Source organism: Bacteroides thetaiotaomicron VPI-5482 (assembly GCF_000011065.1).
GTDB lineage: Bacteria > Bacteroidota > Bacteroidia > Bacteroidales > Bacteroidaceae > Bacteroides > Bacteroides thetaiotaomicron.
In genome coordinates this window covers 2123653-2144288 of sequence record NC_004663.1, presented here as the reverse complement: position 1 = coordinate 2144288, position 20636 = coordinate 2123653, and the positions used below count along the sequence as shown (strand labels likewise).

Annotated in this window: 14 protein-coding genes; 10 read left to right on the top strand and 4 right to left on the bottom strand. The window is 44.8% G+C overall.

Annotated features, from left to right (window positions below):
• Positions 1-155: 155 nt before the first annotated feature.
• Together BT_RS08810 and BT_RS08805 are read left to right on the top strand one after the other, a co-directional pair.
• On the top strand, positions 156-2075 hold the full coding sequence (locus BT_RS08810; RefSeq protein ID WP_011107957.1) for a sensor histidine kinase: 1920 nt from the start codon (positions 156-158) through the stop codon (positions 2073-2075).
• 64 nt (positions 2076-2139) lie between these two features.
• A complete protein-coding gene (locus BT_RS08805; RefSeq protein ID WP_008767799.1) occupies positions 2140-3648 on the top strand; it encodes a glycoside hydrolase family 10 protein in 1509 nt (502 codons plus the stop codon).
• Between the two features lie 106 nt (positions 3649-3754).
• On the opposite strand, the gene BT_RS08800 is transcribed toward BT_RS08805, so the two are convergent.
• The 4 genes from BT_RS08800 to purL form a co-directional block, all read right to left on the bottom strand.
• Positions 3755-4303 carry a chromate transporter gene (locus BT_RS08800; RefSeq protein ID WP_008763311.1) on the bottom strand — a complete coding sequence of 183 codons (549 nt, stop codon included), beginning with the start codon at positions 4301-4303 and terminating at the stop codon, positions 3755-3757.
• A 31-nt stretch (positions 4304-4334) separates the two neighbouring features.
• A complete protein-coding gene (locus BT_RS08795; protein WP_008763312.1) occupies positions 4335-4892 on the bottom strand; it encodes a chromate transporter in 558 nt (185 codons plus the stop codon).
• A complete protein-coding gene (locus tag BT_RS08790) occupies positions 4889-8929 on the bottom strand; it encodes a hybrid sensor histidine kinase/response regulator transcription factor (protein ID WP_011107956.1) in 4041 nt (1346 codons plus the stop codon). Before BT_RS08790 ends, BT_RS08795 begins: the two co-directional genes overlap by 4 nt.
• 271 nt (positions 8930-9200) lie before the next feature.
• On the bottom strand, positions 9201-12905 hold the full coding sequence (gene purL, locus BT_RS08785; RefSeq protein ID WP_008767801.1) for a phosphoribosylformylglycinamidine synthase: 3705 nt from the start codon (positions 12903-12905) through the stop codon (positions 9201-9203).
• A 129-nt stretch (positions 12906-13034) separates the two neighbouring features.
• On the opposite strand from purL, the gene BT_RS08780 reads away from it, so the two are divergent.
• The 8 genes from BT_RS08780 (at position 13035) to BT_RS08745 (ending at position 20636) form a co-directional block, all read left to right on the top strand.
• Positions 13035-13688, top strand: coding sequence for a LysE family translocator (locus tag BT_RS08780; protein WP_008767802.1), 654 nt, complete (start codon positions 13035-13037; stop codon positions 13686-13688).
• An 11-nt stretch (positions 13689-13699) separates the two neighbouring features.
• Positions 13700-14245 (top strand): DUF4924 family protein, encoded by a 546-nt coding sequence (locus BT_RS08775; RefSeq protein WP_008767803.1) that lies wholly within the window; start codon positions 13700-13702, stop codon positions 14243-14245.
• Positions 14246-15094 (top strand): dTDP-4-dehydrorhamnose reductase, encoded by an 849-nt coding sequence (rfbD, locus tag BT_RS08770; RefSeq protein WP_008767804.1) that lies wholly within the window; start codon positions 14246-14248, stop codon positions 15092-15094. It begins immediately after the preceding gene.
• 5 nt (positions 15095-15099) lie between these two features.
• On the top strand, positions 15100-16674 hold the full coding sequence (locus BT_RS08765; protein WP_008763318.1) for a peptide chain release factor 3: 1575 nt from the start codon (positions 15100-15102) through the stop codon (positions 16672-16674).
• A gap of 76 nt (positions 16675-16750) precedes the next feature.
• Positions 16751-17341: an RNA polymerase sigma factor gene (locus BT_RS08760; RefSeq protein ID WP_008767805.1), complete on the top strand. Its 591-nt coding sequence runs from the start codon at positions 16751-16753 to the stop codon at positions 17339-17341.
• Positions 17342-17350: 9 nt separating this feature from the next.
• A complete protein-coding gene (locus BT_RS08755) occupies positions 17351-18202 on the top strand; it encodes a FecR family protein (protein ID WP_011107954.1) in 852 nt (283 codons plus the stop codon).
• Positions 18203-18770: 568 nt separating this feature from the next.
• Positions 18771-19721 (top strand): tyrosine-type DNA invertase cluster 3b, encoded by a 951-nt coding sequence (locus BT_RS08750; RefSeq protein ID WP_011107953.1) that lies wholly within the window; start codon positions 18771-18773, stop codon positions 19719-19721.
• A 336-nt stretch (positions 19722-20057) separates the two neighbouring features.
• A complete protein-coding gene (locus tag BT_RS08745; RefSeq protein ID WP_008767808.1) occupies positions 20058-20636 on the top strand; it encodes a UpxY family transcription antiterminator in 579 nt (192 codons plus the stop codon).

Here is a 20636-nt window from a genome sequence, read left to right as displayed (position 1 = left end):
TATTGATAGAAGAAAGGTTTTTGGTCGGGTTAAGATATGTTATAATTGGTAATAAAAAGAAATTGCTTCGGGATAATTGGCGTATCTTGGTCCGGAATTTACAACAAACATTTCAAAATAATAACAAATTGACTTGAATCGTGAAAAACATCCGGATGGTTATTAGCTTATTCATTCTGTGTTTTGCATCTACTTTAGCCTTTAGTAGCACAAACAAAGAAAAACAGTTGGAAGCCCTTTCCGACAGTGTCTCAAATAAAATAGGTCAGAAAGATTTTATACCTTTCTATCAGGAATATATGCGATTGGCAAGGCAGCAGAATGATACTGCTAAAATCGACGATGCTTATTCTCAGATTGCTTCCCATTATTACCGGTTGAGAAATACGGATAGCCTGAAAGTGGTTGCATATGAATATATGGACTGGTGCCTGAAGCGTGGTAATATCAATAATCGCTATACGCAGTGGCGCCAGTATATTCAGTTGCTTACCGAGAAAGGTTTGCAGGATGAGGCCATGCGTGAGACTGGACTTCTTCAGAAGGATGCGGATGCGGCCAAAAGTGCTTTCGGAATGGCTTGCAGCGAGATGTGTATCGGATATAATCATCGGGTGTTCAGCAACAACGTCAAGCTCTGTCTTGAATACTATTCTTCCGCACTGAAAAAATTTAGTGATGCGGGTTTTTATGAAGATGCCTATGTGGTGTCACTGAATATCATCCAGACTTATCTGGCTAGAGGGGAGTATGCCAATGCGATGGAATACTTGAACCGTATGCCGGGACTGATTGAGAAAATGAAGCGTAAGGATATCCCTGTCCGACCGGAGCTTACCATGCGTTATTATCAGTTTCAAGTGATTGCTACGCTGGCATTGAAAGGGAAGAAGGAGGCGCAACCGTTTATTGCAGAAGCGGATAAGTTTTATCACGAAAATATGAATGCTTTTCCCCGTGAAGGATGGTTGGGATATAAAATTCTTTGTGCGCGGACGTTGAATGACAATCAGATGGCACTCAACTATCTGGACTCATTGATGGATTATCATCATTCGGTGGGGAGCTGTTATCCTGCCAATCACCTGTTGAAAGCCCAGTTTATGGAGCAGATGGGACGCTTTGAAGATGCCTGCGAGGTTTATAAATCTTATGCGCATATTAATGATTCCATTCGTTCGGCAGAGCTGGACGAGCAATTAAGCAAATATACTGTGCAATTCGAAGTGGACAAGCTGGAGCACGATAAGCTGGAATTGCGGGCGGAGGTCAACCGCAATCTCTTTATAACTTCCGTGATTGTCGGATGCCTGGTGTTGATATTGTTGATTGTTATCACGTTCTACTATATGCGCTCCTTGTCGTTGAACCGGAAACTGGATGCGGCAAATAAGGCCGTTATCAAGGCCAGCCATATGAAAAGCTCTTTTATCCAGCATATCACACATGAAATCCGTACTCCGCTCAATTCGATTATCGGTTTTTCATCCTTGATGGCTGCCGGTGGGCTGACACAGGAAGAGATGGAAGAATATGCCCGTCAGATGGAGAGCAGCAACGCATATCTGCTTGATTTGGTAAATAATGTGATTGATATAGCCGACATGGACTCTCAGACGGATGATATACCGAAGAAGCCAGTGAGTGTAGATGCGTGTTGTCAGGAATGTTTAGGATTGATTCGTCAGAATCTGAAAGAAGGAATCAAGTTGCAATATATGCCTTCTTCCACTCCGGTCGAAGTGTGTACGGTTGAAATCTGGATGAAGCGTGTGCTACTCGGTTTGCTGAACAATGCCAATAAATTCACGGAAACCGGATTTATACGTCTGAGTTATGAAGAAGACAAACCGAATCGTCTGGTACGTTTCATTATCGAAGATTCCGGTCCCGGAATTGAAGAGCACTTTCGGGATGCGATTTTCGAACGCTTTGCAAAGGCGGATACCTTCACTCAGGGCACCGGGCTGGGATTGTCTATTATCCGTCAGATCATGGAATTAGTGGATGGAAATGTCTATCTGGACACCAGCTACGCGGGTGGTGCAAGATTTGTTGTCGAATGGCCTCAATAATAGTTGGAGATAGTATCTGCATCTATTATCTTTGCACCACATTATTTTATGACTCAAGAACATTATGAATCTGAAAAACTATCTTTTCTTATTAGTTCTGCTTCTGGCGGCAGGAGTAAGAGCGCAGGCGCCATCGGGCAATGCATATCCTAAACGTGAGTTTCGTGCTGCATGGATACAGGCTGTCAACGGACAGTTCCGTGGCATACCGACAGAGAAGCTGAAACAGACACTGGTCGGTCAGTTGAACTCTCTTCAGGGAGCGGGTATTAATGCGATCATCTTTCAAGTGCGTCCCGAAGCGGATGCATTGTATGCTTCACAACACGAACCGTGGAGTCGTTTCCTGACAGGAACACAAGGGCAAATGCCTTCCCCGATGTGGGACCCGATGCAATTCATGATCGAAGAATGCCATAAACGGAATATGGAATTCCATGCATGGATCAATCCCTACCGTGTGAAGACTTCATTGAAGAATCAATTGGCACCGACACATATTTATCATGAACATCCGGAATGGTTTGTCACTTATGGTGATCAGATCTATTTTGATCCGGCACTTCCCGAAAGCCGTGAGCATATCTGCAAGATTGTTTCCGATATTGTATCCCGTTACGATGTAGATGCTATTCACATGGACGATTATTTCTATCCTTATCCGATCAAGGGAGTCGATTTCCCGGACAATGCGAGCTTTGCCCGTTACGGAGGCGGTTTCAGCAATAAGGCGGACTGGCGTCGTGGCAACGTAAATATCCTGATCAAGAAACTTCATGAAACGATACGGGGCATCAAACCGTGGGTGAAGTTCGGTATCAGCCCGTTCGGTATTTACCGCAATCAGAAAACAGATCCGTTGGGCAGCAACACAAATGGTTTGCAGAACTATGATGATCTTTATGCCGACGTATTGCTTTGGGCACGTGAAGGATGGATTGATTATAACATTCCTCAGATTTATTGGGAGATAGGACACAAGGCAGCCGATTACGAAACACTGGTTGACTGGTGGGCGAAGCATACGGAAAACCGTCCGTTGTTTATCGGTCAGGCAGTCATGAATACCATTCAGCATGCCGATCCGAAGAACCCTTCTATCAACCAGCTTCCACGAAAGATGGCTTTGCAGCGTTCTTATCAGACTATCGGCGGAAGTTGCCAGTGGTATGCGGCAGCCGTAGTCGAGAACGCTGGAAAATATCGGGATGCCTTGGTACAGGAGTATCATAAATATCCGGCTTTAATTCCGGTATTCGACTTTATGGATGATAAAGCTCCGGGCAAAGTACGTAAGATGAAAAAGGTATGGACAGAAGATGGCTATATACTTTTCTGGACTGCTCCGAAAGCGGAGACTGAAATGGACAAAGCTATTCAGTACGTAGTATACCGTTTCGGTCCCAAAGAAAAGGTGAATCTTGATGATCCGTCACATATCGTAGCTATCACCCGAAATCCTTTCTACAAACTGCCGTATGAAACGGGTAAGACCAAATACCGCTATGTGGTGACGGCTTTAGACCGTATTCATAATGAGTCAAAATCGGTAAGTAAGAAGGTCAAGCTGTAAGGACTGCATGTTCACCTACCACCTCCCCCTGCGGGTACTCCTCCTTCTCGAAGGAGGAGATTTTAAGATACTACTGACTTTTTAGTTAGCCTCTTATTACTTTATTTTAATAAAGCAGTAGTCCTGCAATCCCGCAGGCGATAATCATTAATATCGGATTTGCCTTGTATTTTCTGGTGCCGATAAAGGCTATCAGGAAGATAATGATGCTGATGACAAATGTGTAGGTGTCTTCTGTAGGTGAGCCGAAGTTTTCCACATTCATCAATACCAGTGCGGCGGAAGCTAATAATCCGACAACTGCCGGACGCAATCCTGCAAAAATAGATTCCACTACCGGATGTTTCTGATATTTCAGAAAGAATTTGCTGATTGTCAGCATCAGTATGAAAGAGGGGAAAACAACAGCGAATGTGGCAACAATCGATCCCCATACACTTCCTGTGGACGTAAAACCGACATAAGTAGCCGCATTGATACCGATAGGCCCCGGAGTCATCTGACTGATGGCAACAATGTCTGTGAATTCTTGCGAAGTCACCCACCCATAACGGGTTACTACTTCACCTTGTATCATCGAAAGCATGGCGTAACCTCCGCCAAAACCGAAAAGTCCGATTTTAAAGAACGTATAAAATAACTGAAGATAAATCATCTCTTTTTAATTTAGAATTATGAATCTTGAATCATAGCCTTGGGTGTTCACTCTCCACTTTTTTAAATTTTCCCCATAGGAAACCTCCTACACCGGCAGCAATGATAATCCATATCGGGGAGAAGCCCAATAGCCAGATCAATAATGCCGATACGACGGGGATCCATAAGTTGTACCGGTTGATTTTGGCCGACCGTCCCATGGTGAAAGTCGGTGCGGCGATCAATGCCACCACGGCGGGTCGTATTCCTTTAAATATGCGTTCCACAATCGGATTGTCCTTGAAAGAATGGAAAAAGAGCGCGATGGCCAGAATGATAATAAATGAGGGGAGTATAGTCCCCAGTGCTGTGACAATACTTCCCCGAATGCCACGCAGCTTATATCCTATAAAGATAGAGATATTCACTGCCAGAATACCCGGAGCGGACTGAGAGATAGCCAGCAGGTCGATAAAGTCTTCCTGTGCGATCCATTTTCGTTTGGTTACGATTTCATTCTCAATAAGTGGAACCATTGCATAGCCTCCGCCAATGGTGAAAGCGCCTATTTTAAAAAAGATTCCAAATGATTCGAGGTAAATGTTCATTCTTCTTTTTCTCCTCCTTCCTTATCGGACTTGTTTTCTTTTCCAGCCTTGCCCTCCTTGTGGGGCTTGCCTTCTTTTCCATATTGGCTGGGGCTTACGTTGAAGTGCTTCTTGAATACTTCACGGAAGTACTTCGCATCACTAAATCCTGTCATTTCTGCTATTTCTGTTATACTGTGTGTACCTTCTTTCAGCAACTTCACCGAACGTTTCAGGCGGATCAGGCGGATGTAATCGCCCGGAGCCTGATCGGTCAATGCCCTGAGTTTGTTGTAGAAGCTGGTACGGCTCATTCCCATCAGATTGCAAAGCACATCTACTGTAAGAGCCGGATTGTCTATATTATCTTCTATATTCTTCCGTACATTGGCGATAAACTTCCAGTCGATATCCTGCGAGCAGTTGATGCATTCGTCTTCATGATCATCCTCATCGTCCATATCCAGACTCCCGTATTTGCTTCGCAAAAGGGCGCGGTTGATCAACAGATTGGAGACGGTAGCTTTTAATATTCCAATATTAAATGGCTTGACAATATACTCGTCAGCACCAATCTGAAGGCCGGACAATATGTCTTTTTCATTATTAAGAGCTGTTAGCAGGATAACAGGAATATGCGACGTCTCGATATTATTTTTGATGGCGTCACACAATTCATCCCCTCTCATTTCCGGCATCATAATGTCCGAGATAACCAGTTCCGGTTTGTATTCCGGAATGATGGTCAGTGCTTCTTTGCCGTTGCAGCAGTTCTGTACCGTATATTCTTCTGCCAGTGTCTGTGACAGATAGTTGCGCAGTTCATCATTATCTTCTACGATTAGGATTCGCTGATGATTCGGATTCTGTTCCTTATGCACATTCTCATAGATGCTGGCAGGCACATTGGTTGTACTTGTTATCTCTTGCCGGCGTTTGCTTGGTGTGGCAAGGTGTGCTTTATGGAAGCGTTTGCTGTCTTTTGGGAAAGATATCTTAATCACCGATCCCTGATTCTCCACGCTCGACAGGTTGATTTTGCCCTTGTGTAACCGGACAAGTTTCCATACCAGCATCAAACCGATACCGCTTCCCGTCACTTTCGAATTGATGGCATTGCTGCCGCGGAAATGAAGCTTGAACAGTTTCTTTTGCTCGCTGGCTGGAATACCGATTCCGGTATCCTTCACTTCCACGCTCCACGAATCATTGTTCTCTGATACGAAAATCTGCACATTACCATTTTCCGGCGTGTATTTTAATGCGTTCGATATTATATTCTTCAGAATAGATTCCATCTTTTCCTTGTCAAACCATACATTCATATACCGGAAATTGCTTTCGTACGTAAAGTTGATATGCTTGATATTGGCATAAGGCTGAAATGCATTGAATATTTCTGTCATGAACGTGTTTAGCTCATGCTCCGAAATGTATAATTCCGAAGAATAAACATCTGCTCTCTCAAAGTTGATAAGATTCGTTGTCAGACGCAACAAGGCATTTACATTGCGTATGGCAGTGTTCATGTTGGCTATGCCTTCCTTGCTCAGAGCTTCTTTTTCGCGCAAATCTTCCAGAGGAGCTTTAATCAATGTCAACGGGGTGCGTATATCGTGTGCCGTATTGATGAAGAAGTGTATTTTTTCATCGGAAACCTTCCGCTGTTTTTTCAGAATAAGAACCCGCAGGATGATAACAGCAATGAGGGAAATCAGGATTGCATACAATATCATTGCCCAGGGAGTGAGCCAGAAAGGCTGGGCAATGATAATATCAATGCTTCTTTCTTCAAGCATCACCCGTTGGTCTTCGTTGGAGATGGCACGCACACGCAATACATATTTTCCCGGAGCGAGGTTGGTATAACGGATTGTACTTTCATTGCCGGGTTTGCTCCACTCTTCGTAAAATTCTTCCAGCTTCCATGAATAAAGAACATTGGAAGGATAATCATAGTTGATGGAAGAAACCATCAGTGAAAAGATATTCTGATTATATTTTAGTCTTAATTCTTTGGTTTCGTTGATATCTTTTTCCAGTGGTGAATTCTTGTCTCCCGGATATACCGTCTGATAAAACAGCTTGAAATCACTGAAGATCATCTTGGAAGAGTACGTCCTGGGGAGCTTCATGTCTTTATTGAACTCTATGGCACCGTCCGAGCTACCGAAGATAAAATTGTTATTTCTGCGCAGGGTACCGGACAACGCATTGAAGTGCGTAGTCATCAGTCCCATTTCCTTTGTCCAGTTGTAGAAGGTTTTTTGTTTGGGATAGAAGCTGGTGAGTCCGTTCTCCGTACTTAATAGAATTTCATTGTCTTCATCCGATAATATCGTGTAGATATTGTTGGATATCATGGCACAGTTTCCTGTATAATAATGGGTAAACAACTTTGTCTGGGGATCATAAATCAGTACTCCCGATCCGCTGGTACCTATATACAGTGAGCCTTGTTTGGTCTGATACAGGGAGTAGACATAGGTAGATTCTACCGGCAGTTGGATGCGTTCATATTTCCCGGATTCTATATCCAGAAGAAACAGGCCTGTTGCCGTACCTATCCACATACTTTTGTCATCCTTTTCGATGATGGCGGTAACGGAATGCAGTCCGTGGTAGAGCCGTATGTCTTTGGTTTGTACGTTGATTCGCTTCAGGTTATAATATCCTCCGCTCCATACATAACCGCGTGAGTCTTTGCGTATGTCACGTATGTATTTATCCGGACGTATACTTTCATGAGCATACGAAGCGGGTGTAAAATAAGTTGTTTTCGACGTGCGTTTATCTATCTGATAAAGTCCCGAGAAATATCCGCCTGCCCAAATAATGCCGGGAGATACTTCACATAAGGTTGTAAATATATGATTTTTGCTGTTCTGTACATTCTCAAAGGTGCTCAGAAACGAGCGCCATTTTCCGGTTTTTGAGTCTTGCAGGCTAATTCCGTTGTTGGTGCCATACCATAAGTCTCCCTCGCTGTCTTCTATGATAGAGTTCACCTGGTCGTTAATCAGCGACTGCTTATTACCGACAGAATGTTTGATCCATTTATAACTCGGATAACGATTGTTCTGAATGGTAATTCCTATCGGATAGTTTGCCATCCATATCCGTTCTTCGTCGTCTATGTAGATGTCGTTAATGCTGTTGCCGTTCATGCCATTGTAGCTGTTGTAGTCTGCTACGATAAAAGGTACGGTCTGGTACGTATCGACATTCATCTTATAGATACCTCCGCCATCGGTAGCAATCAGCAGTTCTTTGGCATTCAGTGGTTTGATGCGTGATATACTTACGTCTTTCAGGCTGACTTCCGGTTGTGTGATGGTTTTTGTGTTCATGTCGTAAACCATGACGCCCCGTTCGAAGGCACCGATGAACAGTTTGCGGATTTTGGGGTCGAAGTGTAAATCGTTAACTTGAATATTGACGTTGTCTAGCTTGTCGCAGGGGAGAAGTTGCAGTGTGTTGTTTTTCAGTTGGGCATGATGAATACCCATCTCCGTCCCGATAAAATAGTGGGATTCGTCGATTTGTTCGATGTCGTTTATAGCTTCGCTGAGGCAGTTTTTAACATGAGTAACCTCTTCCGTCCGGGTGTTGTAAAGGAAGATCGTTTCTTCGTTGCACAGCCAGATATGATTGTTATGATCGATCCAGCTGAAAGTAATGGGAGCCGGTAAATCCTTAAAGTCTTCTATCGGCAACTTGTAGACGAGTTCGAAAGTGTCATGAATACGGTCATACCGGAAAATCTTGCCTTTCTTACCGATTTCCCATAGCGTTCCTTCCGGATCGATATATAACCAATTCAGATTTAACAGCGAGTTGAGTTCTTTGTCGCCGTCCATTAATTTATACCGTTTAAACTCTTTGCCGTTGTACCGGTCGATTCCCTCGTGCGTAAGGAACCACATATATCCAACATTGTCTTTTTGAATGTAGTACACTCTCCGGTTGCTTAACCCGTCTTCCACTCCTAGATACTGATAGGTCTGGGCGACACAGGTCAGAGGAAACAATAATAATAAAAAAAGCCATTTTTTCATACAAATAGGACTTTTATGGGTTATTGAATCTTTAGTGAGGGGGAAAGTTTGACAAAATTAAGAAGATTTTTCGACACTACAAAATTTTAGGTTAAGATAACGGTGCTCTCAAAGTGAAGTATACAGGAGCTTTCGCAGCTATTTGTATATCCTGTTTATTTAGGGAAATTAAGTTGTAATATGCAGACTTTGGGTATGGAAAAGGAGTTAAAACAAGAGGCTGTTACTTTATAACAAATAACAGCCTCCGTTTCAATGATAGAAAGATATCTTATTTAGTCTTCTCTTCTACCCATTTGCGGGCGTTGACAAATGCTTCTATCCATGGAGTAATCTGATCGCTGTTCTTACGGTCAGCAGGATAGCAGCCATTCTGCCACGGGAAGATAGCACGTTCGAGGTGAGGCATCATTGCCAGATGGCGGCCGTCGGCGCTGGCAAGACCTGCGATAGAATAATCGGAACCGTTCGGGTTGCCGGGGTATTCATCGTAGCTGTATTTTGCCACTACGTTGTATTGGTCTTCATCGTAAGGCAGAGAGAATTTACCTTCTCCGTGAGCCACCCAGATACCCAGTTTGCTGCCGCTCAATGAGCCGAACATTACACTGCGGTTGGTCGGGATTGTCAAGCCTACATAAGTCGATTCGAATTTATGTGAGTCGTTGTGCAGCATCTTGCCTTTCTTTTCGTGTTCCGGATTGATAAGTCCCAGTTCCATCATCAGCTGGCAACCGTTGCAGATACCCAGTGAAAGCGTATCTTCACGTGCGTAGAACTTGTCAAGTGCCTCTTTGGCTTTAGGGTTGAACAAGAAACCTCCTGCCCATCCTTTGGCCGAACCGAGTACGTCGGAGTTGGAGAATCCACCGCAGTAAACAATCATGTTTACATCTTCCAGTGTTTCGCGTCCGCTGATCAGGTCGGTCATCGTCACGTCTTTCACGTCGAAGCCGGCAAGATAGAGTGAGTAAGCCATTTCGCGTTCGCCGTTCGTTCCTTTCTCGCGGATGATGGCAGCGCGGACACCGCTCGGAGTACGACGGTCCGGAGTGATACCATACTGAGAGAGTTTACCTTTGAATCCGGGCATGAAAGCGAATTCAACCGGTTGCATCTTGTAGTTTTCGAAACGTTTCTTTGCGCAGCCGTTCATAGACTGTTTGCGGTCGAGCAGGTAAGAAGAAGAATACCATACATCACGCATATAGTCAACGCCGAACTGATAAGTAGCGTCGCCCTTCGATACCAGGATATGACGTTCGTCGGTCGGTTTACCCAGTTTCACGAATCCTACGCCTGCATCTTCCAGAATCTTTTTCACTTCTTCTTTATGCTTGTCGCTGATCTGGATCACGATACCCGGATTTTCTGCAAACAGAATCTTGATGATATCTTGTTCCTTCATCTTGTCGAGGCTGATTTCCATACCGCCTTCAACGTTGGCGAAGCACATTTCCAGTAATGTAGTGATCAGACCACCTGCTGAAATATCGTGTCCTGCCAGGATCAGTCCCTTGTTCACCAGTTCCTGTACGGCAAGGAAAGCATCGCGGAAGTATTCGGCATCCTGTACGCAGGGTACGTCGTCGCCAACTTTACCCAGAGACTGTGCAAAAGCGGAACCTCCTAGCTTCAGTTCGTCAAAGCTGAAATCGATATGGTAGAGTGTTGTCTTTTCGTTGTTCACCAATACCGGAGATACGACTTTCTTCACGTCGGATACTTCACCGCCGGCAGAAACGATCACTGTTCCCGGAGAAATCACTTTCTCGCCGTTCGGATATTTCTGTGTCATGGACAAAGAGTCCTTTCCGGTAGGAACATTGATTTGCAGAGCGCAGCAGAAGTCGCTCAATGCTTTCACGGCAGTGTAAAGACGGGCGTCTTCACCTTCCTGTGAGCGGCACGGCCACATCCAGTTGGCAGACAGGGAAATGCTGTCCATGCCTTCTGCCATCGGAGCCCATACAAGGTTTGTCAGTGCTTCGGATACCGAAAGGATAGAGCCGGCAGCCGGATCAGCCAGTGCGGCTTGCGGAGCGTGACCGATAGAAGTGGCGATACCTTTTTCACCACGATAGTCGAGTGCTACGACACCACAGTCGCTCAACGGCAATTGAAGTTCGCCCTGGCATTGCTGGCGGGCTACTTTGCCCGTAACGGAACGGTCTACCTTATTTGTCAGCCAGTCCTTACAAGCTACGGCTTCGAGTTGCAGCACATTGGTCAGGTATTCATGTAATTTCGGCAATTCGTATTCCGGCATTTCATAATGACGTTCTACGGTCTTGTCGATCATATAAGTCTTCGGAGATGAACCGAACATCTGCTCAACGGCCAGGTCGAACGGACGTACGCCGTCTGCCTGCTGGAAAGAGAAGCGGTGATCGCCGGTTGTTTCACCTACTACGTACATCGGAGCGCGTTCGCGTTCGGCGATCTTACGTACATGTTCGATGGCTTCTTCTTTGATCAGAAGTCCCATACGTTCCTGACTTTCGTTGGCGATGATTTCTTTAGCGGACAATGTCTTGTCGCCGATCGGAAGTTTGCTCATGTCGATCAGACCGCCACATTCTTCCACCAATTCCGACAGACAGTTTACGTGACCTGCCGAACCGTGGTCGTGGATAGAAACTACCGGATTCACATCTTCCTCGCAGAGAGCGCGTACTACGTTGTTGGCACGTTTCTGCATTTCGGCGTTGGCACGTTGTACGGCATTCAGTTCGATACCGCTGCTGTAACGACCGGTATCTACAGAAGATACGGAACCGCCACCCAGTCCGATACGATAATTGTCTCCACCGATGACGACTACTTTGTTTCCTGCTTCCGGAGTACCTTTGAGGCAGTCACGTTGTGTGCCGTAGCCTACACCGCCCGCAAGCATGATTACTTTGTCGTAGCCATAAACTTCGTTGTTTTCCGTGTGTTCGAAAGTCAATACTGAGCCGCAGATCAGCGGTTGGCCGAACTTGTTACCGAAGTCGGAAGCACCGTTGGATGCCTTGATCAGAATCTGTTCCGGAGTCTGGTACAGCCATTTGCGTACCGGAAGAATATCTTCCCATTCGCGGCCTTCGTCCGTGCGGGGATAAGAAGTCATGTAGACAGCAGTACCTGCGATCGGCCATGAACCTTTGCCACCACCCATACGGTCGCGGATTTCACCGCCTGTACCGGTAGATGCGCCGTTGAACGGTTCTACAGTCGTCGGGAAGTTATGAGTTTCTGCTTTCAGTGAGATGACGCTTTTGATGTCTTTCACCTGGAAGAAGTCAGGTTTTGAGTGATCTGCCGGAGCAAACTGTTCAACTACCGGACCTTCGGCGAAGGCTACGTTGTCTTTATAAGCAGAGATGATTTTATTCGGATTCTCCTGTGTGGTCTTTTTAATCATCTGGAACAGAGATGATTCCTGTTCTACACCGTCGATGATGAATGTTCCACCGAATATTTTGTGGCGACAGTGTTCAGAGTTGATCTGTGCGAAACCGAAAACTTCGGAGTCAGTCAACTTGCGTCCCAGATCGTTTTCTACCTTTTTCAGATAGTCCATTTCTTCTTTCGAGAGTGCGAGGCCTTCTTTTTCGTTGTAGGCTTCGAGGTCTTCGATGGATACGATAGGTTCCGGTTGGCGGTTGGTGGTGAATACGTTTTGGTCGAGTCCTTTGTACATGCGTTGCAGCATCGGGTCGTAGTCGGCATTTTCATCTTTTACCGGAAAATATTCCTCAATGCGGAGAATGTCTTCAAGTCCCATGTTTTGGGTGATTTCTACTGCGTTTGTACTCCAAGGGGTAATCATTTCGCGGCGTGGGCCGACGAAACAGCCTTTCAGGTTTTCTTCACTTTCCGTCACGGCTTCTCCAAAAAGCCAGCAGAGTTTATTACTTTCGTCCGGGGTGAGCTGATGGTTGCTCTCTACGGCAATCACGCTCTTGGAAGGGGTTCTGAAAAAAAGAATCATGTTTATTTTTTGATTTTACGATTTTTCTGTGGCGCAAAGATAAGCAATTTTGGTGTATATAGTGACTCTTGTGTGGAAAAAACGTTAATATCCTATCCTCTTCTCATAAAAAAGTGCGATATTTGCGGCATGATTCAGATTGAAACAATATTCGATATAATAGTGAAAGGCTTTATTATAGGCGTTGTTGTGTCCGCACCTCTCGGACCGGTGGGGGTTCTCTGCATTCAGAGGACGCTGAATAAAGGGCGCTGGTATGGATTTGTGACAGGGCTTGGAGCCTCATTAAGCGACATAGCTTATGCTCTGTTGACAGGTTATGGTATGAGCTTTGTGTTCGATTATATTAATAAGAATATTTTTTATCTGCAGTTGTTGGGCAGCATCATGCTGCTACTTTTCGGAATCTATACCTTTCGCAGCAATCCGGTACAATCCATCCGTCCGGCATCGTCCAATAAAGGTTCTTACTTTCACAATTTCATTACCGCATTCTTTGTCACGCTCTCCAATCCTCTGATTATATTCCTGTTTATCGGACTATTTGCCCGTTTTGCCTTTGTGCAGCCCGGTGTCGTGGTGTTCGAAGAAATTACGGGGTATCTTGCCATTGCTTCGGGGGCGCTGGTGTGGTGGCTCGGAATCACTTATTTTGTGAATAAAGTGCGCACTAAGTTTAACTTACGGGGCATCTGGATACTGAATCGTGTGATTGGCAGCATTGTGATGCTGGTGTCGGTGGCGGGATTAATCTATACGTTGCTGGGAGAGTCACTTTATTAAGAAGAAAACTTATGAATCAGATAGCCAGACAGCTTAAAGAGAAAAACATTGCCGAGTACCTTATATATATGTGGCAAGAAGAAGACCTGATCCGCGCCAATCATGGTGAGCTGGAGGAGATCGAGGCGAATGTGATCGCCCGTTATCCGGAAGATCAGCGTCCTGCCCTGCGAGAGTGGTACGGCAACCTGATCACCATGATGAATGAGGAAGGGGTACGTGAAAAAGGTCATTTGCAGATTAACAAGAACATCATCATCAATCTGACAGAGCTTCATAATGCGTTGACTTCTTCTCCCAAATTTCCTTTCTACAGTGCCGCTTATTTCAAAGCATTGCCGTTTATTGTAGAACTGCGGAATAAGAATGGCAAAAAAGAAGAGCCGGAACTGGAGACTTGCTTCGAAGCACTCTATGGACTACTTTTGCTTCGTCTGCAGAAAAAGCCTGTCAGCGAGGGGACTATGAAGGCGGTAGAAGCTATCAGCAGCTTTCTTTCCATGTTGGCAAACTATTACGATAAAGACCTGAAAGGGGAATTAAAACTTGATGAATAAATGAGAATTTTAGTGACGGGTGCCAATGGTCAGCTTGGCAATGAAATGCAAGTTCTTGCAAAAGAGAATCCGCAACATACGTATTATTTCACAGATGTGCAGGAGCTGGACATCTGTAATAAGGACGCTGTTTGGGCATATATTGCTGAAAAGCGGATTGAGCTTATTGTTAATTGTGCGGCATATACAGCAGTAGATAAAGCGGAAGATGATTCGGAACTGGCTTACAAGCTGAACAGTGAAGCTCCTAAAACGCTGGCATGTGCAGCGCAGTTTAATGGTGCGGCGATGATTCAGGTGTCTACCGACTATGTTTTTGACGGCACCGCTCATATTCCTTATACAGAAGAATGCGATCCATGTCCGAATTCGGTATATGGAACAACGAAACTTGAAGGAGAATATGAGGTACTGAATCATTGCGAAAAGTCAGTCGTTATCCGTACCGCATGGCTTTATTCCACTTTTGGCAACAACTTCGTGAAGACGATGATCCGTCTGGGCAAAGAGCGTGATAGTCTGGGAGTCATTTTCGATCAGGTAGGAACTCCTACTTACGCCAATGACCTGGCACAGGCCATCTTTGCTATTATTAATAAAGGCATCGTTCGTGGAGTCTATCATTTCAGCAACGAAGGAGTCTGCTCCTGGTATGACTTTACGGTAGCTATTCATCGTTTGGCAGGAATCACTTCATGCAAAGTGAAACCGCTGCATACGGCGGAATATCCTACAAGAGCGAACCGCCCTGCATATTCCGTACTCGATAAAACAAAAATAAAAACAACGTTCGGCATCGAAATACCTCATTGGGAGGAAAGCCTGAAAAGATGCATCGATACTTTATAATAAATATGGCAGATAATACAGAAATACAGAGACGGCGAACATTCGCCATTATTGCGCATCCGGATGCCGGTAAGACATCATTGACGGAGAAGTTATTGCTTTTCGGTGGTCAGATTCAGGTGGCAGGTGCGGTCAAGAGCAATAAAATCAAGAAAACGGCTACTTCCGACTGGATGGAGATTGAGAAACAGCGTGGTATCTCGGTGACAACTTCCGTAATGGAATTTGACTATCGGGACTACAAGATCAATATTCTTGATACTCCGGGTCACCAGGACTTTGCCGAAGACACATACCGTACGCTGACTGCTGTAGACAGCGTTATCATTGTAGTAGACGGAGCGAAAGGTGTGGAAACACAAACCCGTAAACTGATGGAAGTGTGCCGTATGAGAAAAACTCCGGTCATCATTTTCGTTAATAAAATGGACCGTGAAGGTAAGGACCCGTTTGACTTGCTGGACGAGCTGGAAGAAGAACTGATGATTCAGGTCCGCCCGCTGTCATGGCCTATCGAACAGGGAGCCCGCTTCAAAGGAGTATATAATATTTATGAGAAGAAACTGGACTTGTACCAACCTTCCAAACAAGTGGTGACGGAGAAGGTAGAAGTCGACATACATACGGAAGAACTGGATAAGCAGATCGGTAAGCCGCTGGCAGACAAACTGCGTGGCGATCTGGAACTGATCGAAGGAGTTTATCCGGAACTGGATGTGGAATCTTATCTGGCAGGAGATTGCGCGCCTGTATTCTTTGGCTCTGCCTTGAATAATTTTGGTGTACAGGAATTGTTGAACTGCTTTGTGGAGATTGCTCCCAGTCCTCGTCCTGTACAGGCAGAAGAGCGTGAAGTGAAACCGGACGAACCGAAATTCACCGGATTCATCTTTAAGATTACCGCCAATATCGACCCGAATCATCGTTCGTGTGTAGCATTCTGCAAGATATGTTCGGGCAAATTTGTACGTAATGCACCCTATCAGCACGTCCGTCATGGCAAGACCATGCGTTTCTCATCGCCCACCCAGTTTATGGCGCAGCGGAAAACGACCATTGACGAAGCCTATGCAGGAGATATCATCGGTTTGCCGGACAACGGAACTTTCAAGATCGGTGATACGCTGACGGAAGGAGAACTGCTCCATTTCCGCGGCTTGCCCAGCTTCTCGCCGGAGATGTTCAAGTATATCGAAAATGCCGATCCGATGAAGCAGAAACAGCTGGCAAAGGGTATCGACCAGTTGATGGACGAAGGTGTGGCACAGTTGTTTGTCAATCAGTTCAACGGCCGTAAGATTATCGGTACGGTCGGACAGTTGCAGTTTGAGGTTATCCAGTATCGTCTGCTGAACGAGTACAATGCTTCTTGCCGTTGGGAACCGGTAAGTTTGTACAAGGCTTGTTGGGTAGAAAGCGATGATCCTGCTGAGCTGGAAGCTTTCAAGAAACGTAAATACCAATATATGGCGAAGGACAGGGAAGGACGTGACGTATTCCTTGCCGATTCAGGCTATGTGCTTCAGATGGCACAAATGGACTTCAAGCACATTAAATTCCACTTCACAAGTGAATTTTAGTCTGCTTGGTGGAATTTAACAAAAATAATTGGTAAAAGGGGAAGAATTATGTTACCTGTAAATAAGGGAAGGAGAAATGAATACAACATTTTGGGAGAAAATCCAGCAGGGGGATGAAGAAGCATTCCGGCAACTCTACAATGAATATTCGGATTTACTTTACGGATATGGGATGAAGATTGCCGGTGATGATAATCTGGTAACTGAATCCATTCAGTCATTGTTCGTTTATCTGTATGAGAAGAGGCAGAGTTGTTCCGAGCCTCAGTCCATATCCGCTTACCTGTGTGTGGCGCTGAAACGCATGCTGCTGAATGAGTTGAAGAAAACTGCTAATGGCGTATTCACATCATTGGACGAAGTTAATTCAAGCGAATATAGATTCGATTTGGAGATAGACATAGAAACAGCGATTGTCCGTTCCGAACTTGAAAGAGAGCAGTTAGAAGTTCTGCAGAAAGAAATAAATGGCTTGACAAAGCAGCAGAGAGAGGTATTATACCTGAAGTATTATAAAAAACTGGATTCGGATGAAATAGCCGAAGTGATGGGGCTGACTTCCCGTACTGTTTATAATACTACCCACATGGCAATATCCAGACTGAGAGAGCGATTGAGCAAATCATTCCTGTTGACTGTAGCTGCTAATTTATGGATTTTTAATTGAGGTGAGGATATGGAGAATAGGAAAGAACTTCTGGAACAATATATGGAAGACGGCAAACTTCCTCTGAAAGGTGAGTTGTTTGCACGGAAGTCTGTAGTTGGTGGGAAGTTAGAAGAATTTCGTGAAGAAAAACGTGCGGATGCATTAACAAGCAGACCGAACGCTGCAGGAAGACAGAAACTGATTGTTCTTAGGAGCAGTTGTATCTACTGGAGAGTAGCGGCCCTGTTTATCCTGCTTTTCGGAATAGGCGGTTATTACTATCTGTCGGAAGAGAAGATTACGTCTGAAGCAGTAGCTGTCGATTACAAGCTACCGGATGGCAGTTCTGTGAAGCTGATGCAAAACTCAACTTTGTCTTATAATAAAGTGAGTTGGCTTTGGGGGCGTAAACTGAATCTGCTCGGATCGGCCTTTTTTGACGTGACTCCGGGTAAAACATTTACTGTACGAACGGAAGCCGGAGATGTTACGGTGTTAGGTACAAAATTCTTGGTCGAGCAGGAAGGAAAAACGATCACTGTCAATTGTGAAGAGGGAACAGTGAAGGTAGAGACACCAATCGGCGAACAGACATTGAATGCCGGTGAAAGTGTACGCTGTGATGAGAATAAGATTGGTCCTGTTCAGGAAAAGGAAGAACTGCCCGAAGTACTCGGTTATGAAGATGATCCGCTGGTCAATGTAGTAGCAGATATTCAGCATATCTTTGATGTGGAAGTGGTAGGGTGTGAAAAATATAATGAACTGTACTATAACGGAACCATCCTGACGAGAGATCTGCACGAAACATTGAAAAAAGTATTTGGTTCTTTGGGAATCAATTATCAGTTGAGCGGGCAGAAAGTCATATTAGAATAGACGGGAACAGAAGTCCACACCGTAAAAAAGAGAAATTATCCTTGATATAAAGCAGGAAGTGAAATATTTCTGCAATTAAAAAACGCCTCTCAGAGTGCTCTGGAAGGCGTTTTTTAATTAAATCTATTTTTTCTTCTATTTTTCTTGGTAAAAAAGGAAAGAAAGCTCCTCTTATAAATATAAGGAACTATTTATAAACAGACAATAGATAACAGGTGGATGAACTGTCCATGGCTAGACAGAATTTTAAGGGGAGTAAATTAATAATTAGGTAGAGAATTAGATTGCTTAAGAGAAGAAGTCTCTTGAAAAGAACGAAGAATGATGCCAATTGCTGTTTTAAAAGAAAGCAATAGCGAACGAATTGGCAATTAGTAAGTGAGTTTAATTTTATTGTTTTCCAAATGTGAGAGAAAATTGAAAGGTTTTCTCTCACATTTTTTATGGGGTTACGGATTCGTGAGCATCAGCTTTTTAGTAATTTTAATATAGTCAAACAAGATAAAACTAAGATATCGTGTTTATTCATCTTACTTTGTAGGTTGTAATAAAACTAGTGATGTAAATAATGAATAAAAATGGATTTAGTCGATGTGCCGATATCTATATCGGCCGTTTGCGAGAGGAGGGCCGCTATTCTACAGCGCACGTCTATCAGAACGCCCTTCTTTCTTTTAGCAAGTTTTGTGGTGTCCATAGTGTGTCTTTCCGTCAAGTCACCCGTGAGCGTCTTCGCTGTTACGAACAGCACCTTTACGAATGTGGTCTGAAGCCCAATACGATTTCCACGTATATGCGTATGCTTCGGAGTATCTATAATCGGGGTGTGGAAGCCGGCAGTGCTCCTTATGTCCACCGCCTGTTTCATGAGGTCTATACGGGGGTGGACGTGCGTCAGAAAAGGGCGCTTCCCGTCGTCGCTCTTCGCAGGCTTCTTTATGAAGATCCCCAGTCTGACCGTCTCCGCCGTACCCAGGCTATCGCTGCTCTGATGTTCCAGTTCTGCGGGATGTCTTTCGCCGATCTGAGCCATTTGGAGAAATCCGCTCTTGATAGCAACGTGCTGCGCTACAATCGTGTCAAGACGAAGACTCCCATGAGCGTTGAGGTTCTGGACAGTGCACAGGAGATGCTCGACCAACTCCGGAACCGGCAGTCTCCCCGTCCCGGCTGTCCCGACTACCTTTTCGGCATTCTTCACGGTGATAAGAAGAGGAAGGATGAGAGAGCCTACCGTGAATACCAGTCCGCTCTCCGAAGATTCAACTACTGTCTGAAGTCTCTGGCAAAGCGGCTGCGTCTCAACTTCCCCGTCACTTCCTACACGCTTCGTCATTCGTGGGCTACTACTGCCAAGTACCGTGGTGTCCCTATCGAGATGATCAGCGAGTCGCTTGGTCATAAGTCCATCAAGACTACGCAGATTTATCTGAAAGGCTTTGAACTGAAAGAGCGTACGGAGGTGAACCGGATGAATTTGTCTTACGTAAAGCGGTGCGGAGTAGGTCAGTGCATCTGATTTAGAAGCTTGATATACAGTGTTTATCGGTGTGCGTTACTTCTTAGGTAACGGAATGATTCATGGCGCAAAGATGGACATATTTATGAAAATACGCAAACAAAAATGAAATTAATTTCGGAAAATGAATCAAATGCAGGCATAACAGGCGGAAAATGACAATATCCGTGTTATGTCTTTTTTTTATTCCAATTCATGAAAAACACCTTCACTTCTGCTTTATTTCCTGAATACCAGTCCTCTTCTGATGTTTTCGTTGAAAAAAGTTCCCTTTTCTGCTTGCCCTATGCTTGTTCGTTACCTAAGAAGTAACGGATAAACATGGGGTAAAAAAATATGATTTTAAGAAAAAAGAAATCACTAAATGCTGGGCCTATTAATGGGACAGGGGAAGGCGTAGCACACTCAAAACGCTGGTATGTTGCTTTGGTTCGGATGCACCATGAAAAGAAGGTTTCCGAGCATCTGGACAAGATGGGTATCGAGAATTTCGTTCCCGTTCAACAGGAATTCCACCAATGGAGCGACCGTCGCAAGCTGGTCACCTCCGTCTTGCTTCCTATGATGGTCTTCGTACACGTTGACCCTAAGGAACGCATGGAAGTCCTGAGTTTTTCTACTGTCAGCCGTTACATGGTGATGCGCGGCGAGAGTAGTCCTGCTGTAATTCCTGACGAGCAGATGGCTCGTTTCCGTTTCATGCTTGATTATTCGGAAGAATCGATAAGCATGAACAGTTCTCCTTTGGCTCGTGGCGAAAAGGTTCGCGTGATCAAAGGTCCGTTGACGGGTCTTGTTGGCGAACTGGTCAATGTGGATGGTAAAAGTAAGATTGCTGTTCGCTTGAATATGCTGGGATGCGCCTGTGTTGATATGCCTGTCGGTTATGTAGAGCCGATTATGGCGGCTGTTTAA

Excerpts from the sequence above, each read along its gene's own strand:
- BT_RS08745 (WP_008767808.1), top strand. The coding sequence starts at position 20,058 with ATGATTTTAAGAAAAAAGAAATCACTAAATGCTGGGCCTATTAATGGG.
- BT_RS08805 (WP_008767799.1), top strand. The coding sequence starts at position 2,140 with ATGAATCTGAAAAACTATCTTTTCTTATTAGTTCTGCTTCTGGCGGCA.
- BT_RS08780 (WP_008767802.1), top strand. The coding sequence starts at position 13,035 with ATGATTCAGATTGAAACAATATTCGATATAATAGTGAAAGGCTTTATT.
- BT_RS08775 (WP_008767803.1), top strand. The coding sequence starts at position 13,700 with ATGAATCAGATAGCCAGACAGCTTAAAGAGAAAAACATTGCCGAGTAC.
- BT_RS08800 (WP_008763311.1), bottom strand. The coding sequence starts at position 4,303 with ATGATTTATCTTCAGTTATTTTATACGTTCTTTAAAATCGGACTTTTC.
- BT_RS08810 (WP_011107957.1), top strand. The coding sequence starts at position 156 with ATGGTTATTAGCTTATTCATTCTGTGTTTTGCATCTACTTTAGCCTTT.
- BT_RS08755 (WP_011107954.1), top strand. The coding sequence starts at position 17,351 with ATGGAGAATAGGAAAGAACTTCTGGAACAATATATGGAAGACGGCAAA.
- BT_RS08750 (WP_011107953.1), top strand. The coding sequence starts at position 18,771 with ATGAATAAAAATGGATTTAGTCGATGTGCCGATATCTATATCGGCCGT.
- BT_RS08795 (WP_008763312.1), bottom strand. The coding sequence starts at position 4,892 with ATGAACATTTACCTCGAATCATTTGGAATCTTTTTTAAAATAGGCGCT.
- purL (WP_008767801.1), bottom strand. The coding sequence starts at position 12,905 with ATGATTCTTTTTTTCAGAACCCCTTCCAAGAGCGTGATTGCCGTAGAG.
- rfbD (WP_008767804.1), top strand. The coding sequence starts at position 14,246 with ATGAGAATTTTAGTGACGGGTGCCAATGGTCAGCTTGGCAATGAAATG.
- BT_RS08765 (WP_008763318.1), top strand. The coding sequence starts at position 15,100 with ATGGCAGATAATACAGAAATACAGAGACGGCGAACATTCGCCATTATT.
- BT_RS08760 (WP_008767805.1), top strand. The coding sequence starts at position 16,751 with ATGAATACAACATTTTGGGAGAAAATCCAGCAGGGGGATGAAGAAGCA.
- BT_RS08790 (WP_011107956.1), bottom strand. The coding sequence starts at position 8,929 with ATGAAAAAATGGCTTTTTTTATTATTATTGTTTCCTCTGACCTGTGTC.